Raw genomic sequence first — 15,201 nt, forward strand, 5'->3', positions numbered from 1 at the left:
GGATCAGGCGCCGCGGGCGCGGCTGCGGCGGGTGAGGCGCTCGGCGAGCACGGCGAGGAGGATGACCAGGCCGGTGATGGTGCCCTGGTAGAAGCTGTTGACCCCGAGCAGGTTCACCGCGTTCTGGATCACCACGACGAGCACCGCTCCCGTGAGGGCGCCGACCGCGGAGCCGACCCCGCCGAACAGGCTGGCGCCGCCGATGACGACGGCGGCGATGGCCTGGAGCTCCAGGCCCGTCCCAGCGGTGGATTCGGCGTTGGCCAGGTAGGAGACGGACAGGACGGCGGCGAACGCGGCCAGGAGCCCGGACGCGGTGTAGGCGGCCAGCTTGATGCCGCGCACCGGCACCCCGATGAGCCGGGCGGCGCGCTCGTTGCTGCCCACCGCGTACAGCCAGCGGCCCTGGGTCGTACCGGACAGCAGCAACTGCAGGAGGACGACCAGCACGATCACGTACAGCAGGTAGTTGGGGATCCCCAGGTAGTGGCCGGAGTTGAGGGAGCCGAAGCCGGTGGAGCCGACCGGCTGGGAGTTGCCGTTGGTGACCACGAAGGCGAGGCTGGCCGCCACCGAGTAGGTGACCAGGGTGACGATGAACGGGGCCAGTCCGAGCACGGCGACGCACACGCCGTTGAACAGGCCGAACAACGCGCCGAGGCCGAGCGCCCCCAACACCGCGACGCCTGTGGGCGCGTGATGGTTGAGCAGGGCGGCGGCGGCGATTCCGGTCAGGGAGAACACCGATCCGACGGACAGGTCGATCCCGGCGGTGACGATGACCAGGAGTTGCCCCAGGGCGATGATGACCAGCGGGGCGGCGGTCTGGGCGATGTTGGTGATGTTGCCGCTGCTGATCGCGGCCGGTTGGACGGTGCTGAGCAGGAGTTCGACCAGGACACAGGCGGCGGCGATGACCAGCTCCACGCGGAACCGGGAGGCGACCTGCAGCAGCCGTGGCCCGCCGTAGCGGACAGAGTGGGCCGGACCGGGGCTGACGTCTTTCTGGTCGGTGTGGACGGTGGTCACCGGGGTCCTCCTTCTGCGGGGCCGGCGGGTCGGGGCCGCGCCTCGGCGGCCGTGGTGCTGCTCGCGTTCAGGGCGTCGACGATCTGCGTCTCGGTGAGCTGGGAGCCGGAGAGGGTCGCGGTGACCCGGGGGCCGGCGAGCACATGCACCCGATGGCATCGCGCGGCCAGTTCCTCGGGGTCGGAGGACCACCACAAGGCGCCGCCGCCGGCGGCGGCGACCTCGTCGACGGCCTGGAAGATGTCCACCTTGGCGTGGATGTCGACGCCCCGGGTGGGATCGTCGAGCAGCAGCAGCCGTACCCCCAGCGGGGCCCAGCGGGCGAACAGCACCTTCTGCTGGTTGCCGCCGCTGAGCGCCTCGGGCGGGGCGGCGAGGTCGGACAGTTTGATGGCGAACCGGTCGACCAGCTGCCGGGCGGTGGCCACGTCCGGGCGGGCGATCAGGCGCCGCCGGGCCACCCGCTGCGGGCCGAGGAGATGCTCGAGCACACTGAGGTCACCCAGCACACCGTCGCGGGCCCGGTCGCCCGAGACATAGCCGGCACCCGCGCGCAACGCGCGCTGAGGCGACCAGCGGGCGGTGGAGAGGCCCAGGACCCGCATCGTCTGCCCGGGCGGGTGGGGGCGGTCACCCCAGGCCCGCAGCAGCAGGTCACTGGCGGCACTGGGATCGAGAGAGGTGATCCCGACGACTTCGCCGGGGTCGACCCGCAGGGGCGCTTCGGAGTCGAGCAGTTCGAGCAGGGGCGGCTCACCGGCCGCCGGGTCGGCCTTGGGCACCGGCCGGTCGAGTGCCCGGGCGGCGTCCCCGACCATGGCCGCCAGCAGGGTGCGGTCGTCGATGTCGGTCAACGGCACACGGTCCACCACGGTGCGTCCGTCGCGCAGCACGGTGGCCACGTCGGCCACCTCGCGGATCTCCCGGAAGCGGTGACTGACCAGCACCACTCCCACCCCGCTGGCAGTCAGCCCGCGCAGCACGGTGTACAGCTTCTCCGCCTGCGGCCGGTTCAGTGAGGCAGTGGGCTCGTCCAGCAGCAGCAGTCGTGATCCCTGCGCCAGCCCGCGGGCGATCTCCACCATCTGCTGGCGGTCCAGCGGAAGATCGCCGACCCGGGCGCCCAGGTCGATGGCGGCATCCTGGCCCAGGGAGGCCAGCGCGGCCCCGGCCGCGGCACGCGCCCGACGTCGCCGCCCCCGTCCCCGGCCGGCGAGCAGCAGTTCGTGTGTGGCGATGTTCTCCAGAACCGACAGGTGCGGCAGCAGCGACAGCTCCTGATGGACGATGGCCACCGGCGGGTGGTCACGGGAGTCCTCGACTGCCACGTTCAGTTCACCGGCGTCCGCGCTTTCGACGCCGGCCACGATGGCGAGCAGTGTCGACTTGCCGGCCCCGTTGGCGCCGAGCAGCGCGTGCACCTCGCCGGCCCCGACGGTCAGGTCGACACCGTCGAGCGCGCGGGTGGACCCGAAGGCTTTGGTGAGACCGCGAACGGCCAGGAGCGGAGTGGCGACGGTCATGGCTGTTACCTCGATTCGAGGTTTCGATGGCACGTCGCTGTATGAGTCGCTGTTTCGCCGGTGGTCGCCCATGGGCCGATAGGCCGGGGCAAACCGGTAGCAGGCAGTAGCCACTGCTTACCGACGGTGTACTCACACACCACATGCAACGTGTGACCGAAAGACGACTAGCTAGCGGTTGGGCTCAAAATGCGTGTTTCAACGGCGTGACGGCTGTGTCGCAGCTCATAGTGAAGTGAGTTGACTGCCGAGTGTCAACAGTCATCAGCCGATTGTCGGCTATCCTGTCTGGGACTGAAGTTGGGGTGGTGACCCTCCATGGCCGCAGAATCCCTGTCCAGCTTGGATCGCAGCACCTTGCGAGAACGGGCCTTGCGTGCCCTGCGGACCGCGATCCTCACCGGGCAGTACCAGCCCGGTGAGCATCTGGGAGAAGTCGAACTGGCCAGTCGGCTCGGCATCAGCCGGGGCACGGTCCGAGAGGCGCTGCGGCACCTGCAACAAGAGGGACTGCTGGTTCCCGCCGCACGAGGCATGCTCCAGGTGCACCGGCTCTCGCCGACGGAGGTGCACGAACTGTACGAGGTGCGGGCCGCCCTCGAGGGCCTGGCCGTCGCCGGTGTGATCGCCTCCGCCGGACGCCAGGCCGCGGTCGAGGAACTGCGGCGGGCACTGATCCGGCTCGATCAGGCCGCGGGCGACTTCGCCGCCCAGGTGGAGGCCGATCTCGGCTTCCACCTCCTGCTGTGCGAGCTGTCCGGCAACTCCATGCTGGTCAGAACGTGGCGACATCTGGAAGGCCCGATCCGGGTGACCGTGATGAGCGCCAGCAACGAGCAACGCCGCCTGCCCATGTCCGCCGCTCGGCACGAACCGATCGTGGACGCCATCGAACGCGGCGACGAAGCCGGCGCCCTGGATGTGCTGCGGGGGCACATGGCTCTCGCCGGCTCCCAGTTGGCCAGCGACGACGACCGCACCTCAGCAGGCTGAAGCCTCTGGCGGCCCAGGTCGTCCCGGGCGCCGGGGTGCAGAGCGGACGAGGGCCTCAGCCGATCAGGGCTGAGGCGGTGACGGCCGCGACATCGCCTGCTCGATCTTCACGGGATGCCTGCGGCGTCATCACCGTGTCCGGCATCCGCGACGACGAGACCAGCTGACGCGTCGGGCGAGGCGCGCGAAGGCCGAGCGGCTTCTCACCGACACGACTCCTGACCCTTCACGCGAGGATCGTGCTGCGACGCGCGGAGGGCGGGACGACCCCGCGATTTCAGACGCACCACACTCGTCGGCGGCGCCCAGCTTCATACCGTCGTCCTTCTCCCCGGCAGGTGTAACACCCCCTCCGGGCATACGCATTCGTCAGGACGGTCCCGCGCCGATTCCATATGTCAGGCCGCCCGACGAGGGTGCTTGGGCGCAGAGCCGCGACGGCCCGCCGGGTTTACGGCGAGCCGTCGCGGAGGGTGGGGTGCGGTCGTGGGCCCGGTCGGGGTCTTACCTGTGGACGACGGGCGCCGCGTCCGGGTCCTGGGCGGGTATGCCGCGGCGGTACAGGACGACGCTGATGACCAGGCCGACGGAGAAGAAGACGGCCGACCATCAGTAGGCGGTGGAGTAGCCCTCCAGGCCGGCCTGGGCCTGGAGGGCCGGGTCCGCTGGGCTGCTGCCGTCGAGGCAGTCGGCGGCGGCGCTGGAGAGACTCCGGGGCCGAACGAAGGGACAGGACTCTTGTGGCCGAGTGGTGGTGCAGTGGCCGTGGGCGGCTACTGTCCGCCGGTCATCTCGACGTAGGTGCTGCCGGCGACCGGGCGGTGGTCGTAGGTGCCGGTCACGGCGGCGCTGCCTTCGTAGCGGGGCCCGGGGACCGTCAGTTCCTGGTCGTCGGCGTAGAGCTTGACGTTCAGCTTGGCGTGCTCGCCCGGGATGGTGACCTTCCAGCGCGTGGGGTACTTCTTGCCGGTGTGGGGGCTGGTCCAGAGGGTGGACTGGTCCGGCGTGAGGGTCGCCTCGGCAAGGGTGTGGGTGCCGTCGGGATTGAGCACGGTCGCCCAGGTGTTCTCCTTGCTCTCCTTCGTCTTCCAGAGACTGATCTTGTCGCCGTTGGACAGGTCGAGGTTCATCCAGGTCCACGAGGCCTTGCCCGTGGAGATGTCGGGAAGGGGTCCCCACTGGCGGTCCAGCCAGGACTCCCCGCGGACCTTCTCGGTGTGGCCCTTGAGGGTCAGCGTGCCGGAGGTGTCCATGGTGGGGAGCGCGTACTCGTAGTTCGGGTACTTCGCGTCGCCGAACATGGGGAAGTAGCCGGTGCCCATGTTGTAGAGGACGTTGCCCTGGGGGCGGAAGGTGACGTCGAGGGTTCCCTCGGGGACCTTGGCGCGCAGCTTCTGTTCCTTGGTGTCACCGGTCCAGGTGATGTTGTCGGTGTGGATGTCCAGGCCCTGCTTGCCGGACAGGCCCGCCCGGGGCGGGAGAGCGAGCTCCGACTTGGTGAACCAGCCGGTGTCCTCGTCGGTGATCGACACGGTCGAGAGGGTGTACCCCTGCTTGCCGTCACCGGACGTCAGGTAGTTGGCCATGAATCCGTACCGGTGGCCTCCGGCGGTCACGTGCGCGGTCACGTACCAGGACTCGGTGGGCCGGTCGGCGTTGGCGGTGAGGCCGGCGGCGGGGTCGACGGCGACCGGAAGACCGGTCTGCCTCAGCCCCTGCCCGGAGGCGGTACTGCCCGCCGCGGCCGGGCCGGCGTCGGTACTCGCGGTGGCCGTTCCTCCCGAGGCGAGGGCGAACGAGGCGATCAGGGCGGAGGCGACGGCGGCCGCGCCGATGGTGGTCTTGCGCATGATGACTCCTTGTACGGATGTCCTGCTCAGGTGCCTGCAGTGGTGTACGAAACTGTTTCGTACTCTCGCTGGATGTGGGGATGGACCGGGGAGAAGGGTTGCCGTAGGGAAGGGAAGCATGACGAAATACCCGGTCGGGCCCACATGGCAGCTCGACCGCACAACCGGAGAAGTCTTCTCCAGTTGCGGATCCACCCTAGCACCAAAACTGGAGAAGCCTTCTCCAGATGCGGGATACAGTGGATCCATGAGCCGCAGGACCGACTCCACACCACCGCCCCCGGACCCACACCCGAGCCCCCTGCGAGCCGACGCGGAACGCAACCGGCTGCGCATCCTCGCCGCCGCCCGGGAGGTCTTCGCCCAGCGAGGACTCGATGTCACCATCGACGACATCGCGCGCCAGGCGGGCGTCGGCGTCGGCACCGCCTACCGTCGCTTCGCCAACCGCGAGCAACTCGTCGAAGCGGTCTTCGAAGAGGCCACCGAGCGTCTCGTCGCACTGGCCGAGCAGGCACTCACGCACGAAGACCCCTGGGAGGGATTCGTCCAGTTCTTCCTGACCACCGCCGAGAACTTCGCCGGAGACCGCGGGCTGCGGGAAGCCCTGCTGGAGGGCGTGCACGGCAAGATCCGGGTGGCCGCCGCCCGGGACCGCCTCATCCAGGCGCTCAGCGCCCTCATCGCACGCGCCCAGCAGGCCGGCCGGCTCCGCGGCGACTTCGAAGCCACCGACTTCCCGCTCATGCAGCTCATGCTCGGAACCGTCACGGAGCAGACCCGCGCCGTCGCCCCCGACGTGTGGAGGCGCTACCTCGTCCTCTTCCTGGACGGCCTGCGCCACGACCAGCACCATCCGACTCCCCTGCCGCACCGCGCACTCGACAAGGACGAGTTCAACCGGGTCATGGCGTGAGGCCCGACGAAACCGCTCACGGTACGTGCGCCCAAGCCCAACCCCTGCTCGGCTACGCCCGTCCAAGAACGCGCCAGAAGGCGCAGCGGTGTTCGGCCGCGTAGTACGGCATGGCCGAGACGTTCTCCGGGCTGAGCCGCACGATGCCGTTTCAGGCCGTCCGGACAGCACCGCCGGGCCGGCCGTGGGCTCCGGGCGACCGCACGCTCGGGCGGCGGTCGCCCCGCACCCTCACCCTCCCGTCGAGAATGCCGCGTCGAACGCCGCGGCGGGCGGGTCGAAGGCCAGGCGCCGCACGAAGGCCAGGGCCTCGGGGGCACCGACCAGCCGGTCCATGCCGGCGTCCTCCCATTCGACGGAGACGGGGCCGTCGTAGCCGATGGTGTTGAGCATGCGGAAGCAGCTCTCCCACGGCACGTCGCCGTGGCCGGTGGAGACGAAGTCCCAGCCGCGGCGCGGGTCGGCCCACGGCAGGTGGGAGCCCAACCGGCCGTTGCGGCCGTTGCCCGTCTGCTTCTTCGCGTCCTTGCAGTCGACGTGGTAGATCCGGTCCCGGAAGTCCCACAGGAAGCCGACCGGGTCGAGGTCCTGCCAGACGAAATGGCTCGGGTCCCAGTTGAGCCCGAACGCCTCGCGGTGGCCGACCGCTTCGAGGGCGCGGGTCGTCGTCCAGTAGTCGTAGGCGATCTCGGAGGGGTGCACCTCGTGGGCGAAGCGCACGCCGACCTCGTCGAAGACGTCGAGGACGGGGTTCCAGCGGGCGGCGAAGTCGGCGTAACCGTCGTCGATCATCGACTCGGGTACGGGCGGGAACATCGCCACGGTCTTCCAGATCTTCGATCCGGTGAAGCCGACGACGGTACGGACGCCGAGGCGTGCCGCCGCGCGTGCGGTGAGCTTCATCTCCTCGGCGGCGCGGCGGCGTACGCCTTCCGCGTCGCCGTCGCCCCAGACCCTGGCAGGGACGATGGCGCGGTGGCGCTCGTCGATCGGGTCGTCGCAGACGGCCTGACCGGCCAGGTGGTTGGAGATGGCGTGGACCTGGAGGCCGTACTTGTCGAGCAGGGCACGGCGGCCGGCGAGGTAGGTGTCGTCCTCGGCTGCGCGGGCGACGTCGAGGTGGTCGCCCCAGCAGGCGATCTCCAGGCCGTCGTAGCCCCATCCGGACGCGAGCCGGCACACCTCCTCGAAGGGCAGGTCGGCCCACTGGCCGGTGAACAGGGTGACGGGGCGGGTCATCGGCTCTCCTTGTCCTGAACGGCGGTCCACTGGGCTTGATGTGCGGCGCTGTGCTCCACGGCGTCCAGTACGCGCTGCACCTGGAGGGCGTCGGCGAACGACGGCTCGGGGTCGGTGCCCTGGGCGACGGCGGTGAGCAGGTCCACGACCTGGTGGGTGAAGCCGTGCTCGTAGCCGAGGCCGTGGCCGGGCGGCCACCAGGCGGCAACGTACGGGTGTTCGGGCTCGGTGGCGACCACCCGGCGGAATCCGGCGCTCGCGGCGGGCTCGGTGCCGTCGAGATAGTGCAGGACGTTCATGTCCTCGAAGTCGAAGGCGAGGCTGCCCCGGTCCCCGTTGATCTCGATGCGCAGCGCGTTCTTGCGGCCGAGGGCGTAGCGGGTCGCCTCGAAGGTGGCCAGGCCGCCGCCTTCGAGACGGCTGAGGAAGACGGCGGCGTCGTCCACGGTCACCTTGCCGGGGCCCGTGCCGTCCGGCCGCGGCCGCTTGTCGACGAACGTCTCGGTCAGGGCGCTGACCCCGGTGAGCCGTTCGCCGGTGAGGTACTGCGTGAGGTCGACGATGTGGGAGCCGATGTCCCCGAGCGCTCCCGACCCGGCGCGGTCCTTCTCCAGCCGCCAGCTCATGGGAGTGGCCGGATCCGCCAGCCAGTCCTGCAGATACTGGGCGCGGACGTGCCGTACGCGCCCGATCCGGCCCTCGGCGACGAGCTGCCGGGCGAGCCCGACGGCGGGCACGCGCCGGTAGGTGAAGCCGACCATGGAGCGGATGCCGCGCCCGCTCGCGTGGCGGGCCGCCGCCGTCATCTCCTCGGCCTGCGCGACCGTGTTGGCCAGGGGTTTCTCGCACAGGACGTGTTTGCCGGCCGCGAGGGCGGCGACGGCGATCTCGGCGTGGGTGTCACCGGGGGTGCAGATGTCGACGAGGTCGATGTCGTCGCGCTCGACGACCTGACGCCAGTCGGTCGCGCTCTCCTGCCAGCCCAGCCGCCGGGCTGCCTGTGCCGCGCGTTCGGCGTCCCTGCCGACCATGACGGTCTGCTCGGGAGTCAGGGGCAGATCGAAGAAGTGCGGCGCGGTGCGCCACGCCTGGGAGTGCGAGGCTCCCATGAACGCGTGTCCGACGAGGGCCACGCGCAAGGTGTCGCCGGGCATGGGGTCACCGTCCTTCGAGGGGCAGGGTGCGGGCGATGTGGCGGGCGCCGGCGACGGCCAGGGCCACCGAGGTGAGCGTCGGGTTGCAGGCGGTCGGTGTGGGGATGACGCCGTTGCCGGCGACGTGCAGGCCGGGTACGTCCCAGACCTGGCCGACGGGGTCGCACACCGAGGTGCCGTCGTCGGCCGGGCCGGAGCGGACGGTGCCCTGGTAGTGCAGCGACGCGCCGAGGGCGAGGGTGCGGGGTGCGTCGTCGAGGGGGTCGCCGAGGGCGTCGGCCGCCCGGCGGACGGCGGCGCGGGCCGCGTCGAGGGAGGCGTGGTCGCGTTCGGTGAGCTGGTAGTGGATGCGCATCGCGGGCATGCCGTAGGCGTCGTCGCAGGTGTCGTCGAACGTGACGCGGTCCTCGGCCCGTACGTCCTTCACGCAGAACCAGCCCAGGCCCACGATCGACCCGGGCGCCGGGACGTCGTCGCCGACCAGCGGGACGGGTGAGGCGTCGAGTTGCATCACCTGGCCGTGGAAGGGTTCGTCGTCCGTGTACGGCACCCAGCTGACGCCGCTGGACGGGGCGGCGGCCCCACCGGGTGCCGCCTGGACGTCGCGCAGGCGGACCGCGTACACGATCTGCGGCTGGTCGTTGAGGTACCGGCCGAGTGCGGGCGGCCGTACGCCGGAGGCCCACAGCAGTTGCGGGGTGCGCAAGGCGTCGGCGGCGACCACGACCCGTGCGGCGCGCACCTGGTGCTCGGTGCCGTCGCGCAGGTCGCGCACCAGGACGCCCGCGGCCCGGCCCTCCTCGACCAGCACCTGGGTGACCAGGGCCTCCGGGTGGAGGGTGTGCCGTGGGTTGGCGCGGGTGGCCTCGCCGTAGACGACGTCGGCTCCGGACCAGGTGACGCGGCCGTCGGCGTGGCGCCGTACCGCCAGCGGCATGGGCTGCACTCGGCGTTCCTCCGGGCGGCCGGTGTCCAGGGCGGCGCCGAGGCGTTTGCGGACCTCGGCGGCGAAGGGGGCGTCGTCGAACGCGTGGGCGTCGACGCCGAGCAACCGCTCGGCCTCGTCGAGGAGTTCGTCCAGGTCCGGTACGAAGTCGATGCGTTCGCTGCCGCCGGGGCGCGGGCACGCGGCCGTCCAGTGGGCGCCCATGCCGCCGACGTTGCTGGACATCGCCGCGTTCGGCAGGCCGTCCTCGCCGGGGTTCTGGTAGCCGTCGGGCAGCAGGAAGGTGCCGGGGCGGGCGAGGCGGCCGTCGGCGGGGGCCGGTGCCGGTCCCTGGGAGCGGAGCTGGGCACGCTGCCGTTCGTCCGGGTCGGCGATGTTCTTCACGTGCAGGCCGGGCGGGTCGGCGAGCAGGGGGCCCACCTCGAAGGTGGCCAGGTCCAGGTCGGGGCGCTGCTCGGACAGGATGCGCGCGTAGGCGGCGCCGCACGGTCCGCTGCCGACGACGGCCACGTCGACACATGCCGGGAAGTCCTTCGTCATATTGTGGTGTCTCCCGCCGTCAGGACCCGAGCCGCAGCCGCTTGCGGTCACGGCCGCCGCCGGGCACCGGCATGTAGGAGATCCGCAGGCGTACCGCCACGGCGACGTCGTGGTCACCGGGACCGAGTGGCGTGTCGGTCTCGAAGGCGAGCACGGCCCGCTCCCCCATCTCCCAGCGGTCGTCGGTGACGTGGGGCAGCTCGGCGAAGGTGTAGGTGTTGCCGTGCACGCTGAAGGTGGTGCGCTCGGCGGGTACCGGGTGCCCGTCGAGGGTGAGGTCGACGGCTTCGACCATGGACAGGAACAGCCCCCGGTAGTAGGGCATCCTGACCTCCAGCTCGCCGCCCGGGCGGCCGTCGCCGCGGGTGCGGAATCCGTCCTCGCAGACGATGTACTTGTCGAACACGGTGAAGCCTCTCCGCGATGGTGGGACGTCTGCTGTGCGGCCCCTGGGGCCAGTGTGCGTCCCGCACTGAAATAAATGCAAGATTCTGATTCTGTTTTTTCCCGAGAGACCGTGCCGCCGACCGACAGCGGGGCGTCAGCCCTTCGCCACGCGGGCCGCGCGGTCGATCTCGGCCCGCATCTGCTCGTGCCGCCCGTCCAGATCCCAGAAGACCATCGTCACGGCCTGCGCGACCACGAGGAGCAGCGGGACGCCGTAGAACAGCACGCGGATGGCGGTCACCGCCGTCCCGCCCTCGCCGCCCGCGCGATAACCGGCCAGGGCGAGCCCGTACGCGATCGCGGCGGAGCCTATGGCCGAACCGACCTTCGTGGCGAAGCTGATGCCGGACGACAGCAGCCCCTCGTGCCGCGTGCCGAACCGCCACTGTTGGTACTCCACGGCGTCCGCGACCATCGTGAACATCGACACCATCGACACCGCGATCGCAAGGGTGGCGATGACGTAGAAGGCCAGGAACACGGGGAAGACGCCCTCGGCCGGGTAGAGCGCGGCCCAGGCGACGAAGCCCACCGCCAGCGCCTGCAGATTGCCGCGGCGCTTGCCGAAGCGGCGGTAGTAGGGGGCGGCCACCATGCCACCGACGATCATCGTGCCGGACACCAGCGGAAGCAGGACCGAGATCGCCCAGGGCGCGTGCAGGACCGCCAGCGCGAAGTACACGGTCACCCCGAGCACCAGGGACAGTCGTACGAAGTTGAGCACCCCGTAGACGAAGACCACCTTCCACGGCCGGTTTCCCCACAGCGTCCGCAGCGCGGTCGTCACGCCGACCTGCTCGGACTCGGCGGGCAGGGCGTACCGCTCCTTGCAGGTGAGGAAGGTGACGGCGAAGAAGCCGACGCTCAGCACGCTGTAGATCATGGTCGCGAGGGTCCAGCCCCGCTGCTCGTCGCCGGCCCCCAGCCAGGCCACGAACGGTGTCGTGAACGCCGTCACGATGATGGAACCGGCGGAACTGCCGATCGCCCTCAGGCCGCCCATCTGCATCCGCTCGTCCGAGTCACGCGTCATCATCGGCAGCAGGGCACTGTAGGGGACGTTGACCAGGGAGAACAGCAGCCCCAGGGTCAGGTACGTGACGAACGCGTAGATGAGCTTCCCGCTGTCGCTCACGTCGGGAACCATGAAGGTCAGCACGCCGACGACCCCGAAGGGTATCGAGGCGAACACCAGATAGGGGCGGGCCTTGCCCCAGCGGGACCTGGTGCGGTCCACGAGGACCCCGATGGCCGGATCGATCACGGCGTCGACCAGCCTGGCGACGAGGAAGAGGGTGCCCAGGGCCGCGACGGGCACCTCGGCGACATCGGTGTAGTAGTAGAGGAGGAAGCCTCCGACGAGGTTCCACGACAGGTTGGAGGCCAGGTCGCCGGCCCCGTAGCCGAACTTCTCCCGCCAGCCGATGCGGGTCGTCGTTCCCTGGGGCGTCCGCGGTTTGACTGCGCTGATCGTCATGTCCAAGGTGCTCCGCTCCTTTGCGTGGCACGACGCCCGTCGGGCGCCCCTGGGTGAACAGGGCACACCACGCCTGGGCCCAGCGCAAGACGAAGTGAATTCAAAATTCAGATTTCAGTTATTCCTCCAATGGGCGCCCTGCCAGCGGCTCGACCCCTATCCAGACCCAGAATCAATATGTAGATTCTGTTACGCGCGAGCGCATCCGGTCGGCTGCGTTCCCCTCCCCCTCCTGGAGTTGATCACGCATGAACGAGCTCCGCTGGAGCTACATGGACCACTGGCGGGTGGACAGCCCACGCGGCCCGGTGACCCAGTACGCCGCCCGCCGCTACATGGACGACTTCGTCAAGCAGATCAGTGCGGTGGGTTTCGAGGGCCTGGACATGTTCGACTTCCAGGTCTACGCCCTGACCGGCATGTTCGGCTCCGTCGAGAACTACCAGCGCTATCTGCGCGACCACGGCATCGAGAAGATCGTCAACCTGTTCCGCGGCATCATGTACGACCCGCGCGTCGCCGACGCCCATGTCCGCGAGACGCACGACGAGATCGTCGGGAGCACCCGCCGGATGCTGGGCATGTGGGACGCCCTCGACATCGAGAGCCTCATCGTGATGCCGGCCAGCCTCTACGCACAGACCGCGCCCGTCACCGACGACAAGATCAAGGCGGCGGCCGAGTGCTGGAACCGGGTCGGGGAGATGACCCTGACGGAGTTCGGCGTACGCACCACCTGTCATCACGAGTTCTTCTGCGCCATCCGCACCGAGGACGACATCCGCAAGTTCTACGACTTCACCGACCCCCGGTATGTGTCGTTCTTCTGCGACACCGCCCAGCACTGCATCGCCGGCATCGACCCCGTCTCCCTCTTCATGGACCTGCACGAGCGCTGTTCGGGCTTCCACTTCAAGGACACCCGGCAGCGGGACACCACCGAGGCCTTCAAGCACAGCCCGGACGCCGAGCTGATGGCACCGCAGACCGACCAGTGGTTCCACGAGATGGGCACCGAGGGCGGTCTGGTCGACTTCCCGCGGCTGATGCGCGCGATCAAGGACGTCGGCTACACGGGCTGGATCACCGTCGAGCACGACAAGGTCAACATCGGCGGCGACTACGCCGAGGCCACCGCCCTGTCCATGTGGTACGCCCGCAACGTCCTGTCGGAGATCTACGCATGAGCCCCCGCATCCGTCTCGGCTACGCCATCAACCAGTGGAAGCCGAACTTCGACGACTTCACCCGCCCCGAACAGCACGAGCGCGCCCTGAAGGTCATCGCCGCCTGCGGGTTCACCGGCGTCGAGCTGCGCGGCGGCACCGGCCGCTGGGATCCGCTCGGCCGACCCGCGTCGATCGCGGCGACCTACGGTTCCACCGGGGCCTTCCTCGACATCGTCCGGCGTACGGGTCTCGAGGCGGTGTCCAGCTGGTACGTCGACCCCGGTGAGCCCGTGGACGAGGAGCTGAGCCGAGGCCGGTCGATCCTGGAGCGCGACCGGCACGGCGAGATCGCCGCAGCGCTGCTGCCCTTCGCCGAGTTCCTGGCCACGGCGGGCGGCACCCGGCTGGTGGTGCGGGCCCTGCCCGCCGCCTGGACCCTGGACCGGCCGCTGTCCGGCGCGGTGCTCACCGATGCCGCGGCCGGCTGGAACAGCGTGGGCGCGGCCGTCGCGGAGACCGGCGTACGGCTGTCCCTGCACGTGGACTGCCTGAGCGCCGCGGCCGAGGAGAAGACGCTGTCCGCGCTGCTCGCCGAGACCGACCCGGACCTGGTGGGCCTCACGCTCGACACCGCCGAGCTGACCGTCGCCGGGCTGGACCCCGTGCAGCTCTTCGACACGCACCACGACCGGGTGGACCACCTGCACCTGAAGGACACCCGGTACGTCGACGAGGACGGTGAACGGCTCGCACCGCACGCGGAGGCGAGCATGCTCTCCGAGGGCGGAGCCCGCGGCATCGAGCGCTGGTTCTACGAGTGCGGCACCACCGGCGGCCTCGTCGACTTCCCCGCCCTCGCGGAACGTCTGCGCGCCCACGACTGGTCCGGCTGGGCCGTCTTCGAGAGCGAGCAGACCCCGAACCCGGCCCGCAGCGCCATGCTCAACGGCTGGTACGCACAGCGGCTGCTGCGCGGCTGACACCTCACGCAGGGGAGCGACCGGGTGTCGCTTCCCTCCCGGCCGGCGCCGCCGAGCGTTCCGGCGCACCCCGCGGTCACCGTCGCGGGGCTTCCCTCTCCGTTTCAGGAGCCCGCATGTCCCGTCCCGTCCGTCTGTCCGTCAACGTCGAACTCCTCTTCCGGGAGGCCGGAGACGATCTGGGCGAGCGCATCCGCGCAGCCGCCGATCACGGCATCGACGTGGTCGAGATCTGGTCGCACAGCGACAAGGACCTGGAGTCGATCCGCAAGGCCCTGGAGGCCACCGGCTCGTCCCTGCACACCCTGCTCGTCGAGGGCCGGCTCACACTCGCCGACGCCCGCACCCACGAGGAGTTCCTCGGCCACGTCCGGGCCGCGGCGGAGGCTGCCGCCCGGCTGGGCTGCACCCGCGTCGTCACGGGCTCAGGCGTGGGACTGCCGTACATGAAGCGCGCGGTGCAGCACGCCATCGTCGTCGACGGCCTGAAGGCCGGCGCCGAGATCGCCGCCGACCATGGTGTGACGATCCTGCTGGAGAACCTCAACACCCGGGTGGACCACCCGGGCACCCTGTTCGACACGACCGCCGAATGCCTCGCCGCGGTGCGTGAGGTCGACTCCCCCGGGCTCGCCCTGCTGTACGACGTCTACCACTCACTGCAGATGGGTGAGACGCCCGAGCGGGAACTGACCGGCGCCATGGACCTCGTCTCACACGTACAGATCGCCGACCTGCCGGACCGCACGGAACCGGGCACCGGAACGGTCGACTGGGCCGCGCGGCTGCAGGGCCTGCGCGAGCTCGGCTACGACGGCCCGATCGGTCTGGAGTACCACCCCACCACCGCGTCGGCCGCGTCGCTTCGGTCCGTCCGGGAGGTCGTCGCGGCGCTGTGATCGCGACAGCCGGAAGGGGGGGAGGCGCGCACCGCGCCT

At 70.4% G+C, this 15,201-nt stretch carries 13 protein-coding genes; 5 read left to right on the forward strand and 8 right to left on the reverse strand.

What is annotated here, in order from left to right; genetic code table 11:
• Positions 1–3 precede the first annotated feature (3 nt).
• On the reverse strand, positions 4–1,029 hold the full coding sequence (locus tag ACFY1U_RS49765; protein ID WP_390700734.1) for an ABC transporter permease: 1,026 nt from the start codon (positions 1,027–1,029) through the stop codon (positions 4–6).
• Positions 1,026–2,552 (reverse strand): ATP-binding cassette domain-containing protein, encoded by a 1,527-nt coding sequence (locus tag ACFY1U_RS49770; RefSeq protein WP_390700735.1) that lies wholly within the window; start codon positions 2,550–2,552, stop codon positions 1,026–1,028. The genes ACFY1U_RS49765 and ACFY1U_RS49770 overlap by 4 nt, the downstream gene beginning before the upstream one ends.
• Positions 2,553–2,870: 318 nt before the next feature.
• Here ACFY1U_RS49770 and ACFY1U_RS49775 point away from each other — a divergent pair, with 318 nt between their 5' ends.
• The gene (locus ACFY1U_RS49775; protein ID WP_390700736.1) at positions 2,871–3,545 is read left to right on the forward strand and encodes a GntR family transcriptional regulator; all 675 of its coding nucleotides are present in this window, start codon (positions 2,871–2,873) and stop codon (positions 3,543–3,545) included.
• 773 nt (positions 3,546–4,318) lie between these two features.
• Here the strand turns inward: ACFY1U_RS49775 and ACFY1U_RS49780 are convergent.
• Positions 4,319–5,395 (reverse strand): lipocalin family protein, encoded by a 1,077-nt coding sequence (locus tag ACFY1U_RS49780; RefSeq protein ID WP_390700737.1) that lies wholly within the window; start codon positions 5,393–5,395, stop codon positions 4,319–4,321.
• A gap of 247 nt (positions 5,396–5,642) precedes the next feature.
• Between ACFY1U_RS49780 and ACFY1U_RS49785 the strand changes: the two genes are divergently transcribed.
• Positions 5,643–6,311, forward strand: a complete 669-nt coding sequence (locus tag ACFY1U_RS49785; RefSeq protein WP_390700738.1) for a TetR/AcrR family transcriptional regulator — start codon at positions 5,643–5,645, stop codon at positions 6,309–6,311.
• A 231-nt stretch (positions 6,312–6,542) separates the two neighbouring features.
• On the opposite strand, the gene ACFY1U_RS49790 is transcribed toward ACFY1U_RS49785, so the two are convergent.
• The 5 genes from ACFY1U_RS49790 to ACFY1U_RS49810 all read right to left on the reverse strand — a co-directional run bounded on the left by ACFY1U_RS49790 (position 6,543) and on the right by ACFY1U_RS49810 (position 12,114).
• Positions 6,543–7,550 (reverse strand): sugar phosphate isomerase/epimerase family protein, encoded by a 1,008-nt coding sequence (locus ACFY1U_RS49790; RefSeq protein ID WP_390700739.1) that lies wholly within the window; start codon positions 7,548–7,550, stop codon positions 6,543–6,545.
• The gene (locus ACFY1U_RS49795; protein WP_390700740.1) at positions 7,547–8,704 is read right to left on the reverse strand and encodes a Gfo/Idh/MocA family protein; all 1,158 of its coding nucleotides are present in this window, start codon (positions 8,702–8,704) and stop codon (positions 7,547–7,549) included. Before ACFY1U_RS49795 ends, ACFY1U_RS49790 begins: the two co-directional genes overlap by 4 nt.
• 4 nt (positions 8,705–8,708) lie before the next feature.
• Entirely contained in the window at positions 8,709–10,190 is a 1,482-nt protein-coding gene (locus ACFY1U_RS49800) for a GMC oxidoreductase (RefSeq protein ID WP_390700741.1), read from the reverse strand.
• A 19-nt stretch (positions 10,191–10,209) separates the two neighbouring features.
• Positions 10,210–10,596 carry a DUF6379 domain-containing protein gene (locus tag ACFY1U_RS49805; protein ID WP_390700742.1) on the reverse strand — a complete coding sequence of 129 codons (387 nt, stop codon included), beginning with the start codon at positions 10,594–10,596 and terminating at the stop codon, positions 10,210–10,212.
• A 135-nt stretch (positions 10,597–10,731) separates the two neighbouring features.
• A complete protein-coding gene (locus ACFY1U_RS49810; protein WP_390700743.1) occupies positions 10,732–12,114 on the reverse strand; it encodes an MFS transporter in 1,383 nt (460 codons plus the stop codon).
• Positions 12,115–12,362: 248 nt separating this feature from the next.
• Between ACFY1U_RS49810 and ACFY1U_RS49815 the strand changes: the two genes are divergently transcribed.
• The 3 genes from ACFY1U_RS49815 to ACFY1U_RS49825 all read left to right on the forward strand — a co-directional run bounded on the left by ACFY1U_RS49815 (position 12,363) and on the right by ACFY1U_RS49825 (position 15,162).
• Positions 12,363–13,301 (forward strand): sugar phosphate isomerase/epimerase family protein, encoded by a 939-nt coding sequence (locus tag ACFY1U_RS49815; protein WP_390700744.1) that lies wholly within the window; start codon positions 12,363–12,365, stop codon positions 13,299–13,301.
• Positions 13,298–14,263, forward strand: coding sequence for a sugar phosphate isomerase/epimerase family protein (locus ACFY1U_RS49820; RefSeq protein WP_390700745.1), 966 nt, complete (start codon positions 13,298–13,300; stop codon positions 14,261–14,263). The genes ACFY1U_RS49815 and ACFY1U_RS49820 overlap by 4 nt, the downstream gene beginning before the upstream one ends.
• Before the next feature lie 116 nt (positions 14,264–14,379).
• The gene (locus ACFY1U_RS49825; protein WP_390700746.1) at positions 14,380–15,162 is read left to right on the forward strand and encodes a TIM barrel protein; all 783 of its coding nucleotides are present in this window, start codon (positions 14,380–14,382) and stop codon (positions 15,160–15,162) included.
• The last annotated feature ends 39 nt before the right edge of the window (positions 15,163–15,201 follow it).

Source organism: Streptomyces sp. NPDC001351 (genome assembly GCF_042896045.1).
Classification (GTDB): Bacteria; Actinomycetota; Actinomycetes; order Streptomycetales; family Streptomycetaceae; genus Streptomyces.

Bases quoted from the DNA above. Each gene is read 5' to 3' on its own strand.
- ACFY1U_RS49795 (WP_390700740.1), bottom strand. From the start codon at position 8,704: ATGCCCGGCGACACCTTGCGCGTGGCCCTCGTCGGACACGCGTTCATG.
- ACFY1U_RS49825 (WP_390700746.1), top strand. From the start codon at position 14,380: ATGTCCCGTCCCGTCCGTCTGTCCGTCAACGTCGAACTCCTCTTCCGG.
- ACFY1U_RS49790 (WP_390700739.1), bottom strand. From the start codon at position 7,550: ATGACCCGCCCCGTCACCCTGTTCACCGGCCAGTGGGCCGACCTGCCC.
- ACFY1U_RS49815 (WP_390700744.1), top strand. From the start codon at position 12,363: ATGAACGAGCTCCGCTGGAGCTACATGGACCACTGGCGGGTGGACAGC.
- ACFY1U_RS49775 (WP_390700736.1), top strand. From the start codon at position 2,871: ATGGCCGCAGAATCCCTGTCCAGCTTGGATCGCAGCACCTTGCGAGAA.
- ACFY1U_RS49780 (WP_390700737.1), bottom strand. From the start codon at position 5,395: ATGCGCAAGACCACCATCGGCGCGGCCGCCGTCGCCTCCGCCCTGATC.
- ACFY1U_RS49820 (WP_390700745.1), top strand. From the start codon at position 13,298: ATGAGCCCCCGCATCCGTCTCGGCTACGCCATCAACCAGTGGAAGCCG.
- ACFY1U_RS49785 (WP_390700738.1), top strand. From the start codon at position 5,643: ATGAGCCGCAGGACCGACTCCACACCACCGCCCCCGGACCCACACCCG.
- ACFY1U_RS49800 (WP_390700741.1), bottom strand. From the start codon at position 10,190: ATGACGAAGGACTTCCCGGCATGTGTCGACGTGGCCGTCGTCGGCAGC.
- ACFY1U_RS49770 (WP_390700735.1), bottom strand. From the start codon at position 2,552: ATGACCGTCGCCACTCCGCTCCTGGCCGTTCGCGGTCTCACCAAAGCC.
- ACFY1U_RS49810 (WP_390700743.1), bottom strand. From the start codon at position 12,114: ATGACGATCAGCGCAGTCAAACCGCGGACGCCCCAGGGAACGACGACC.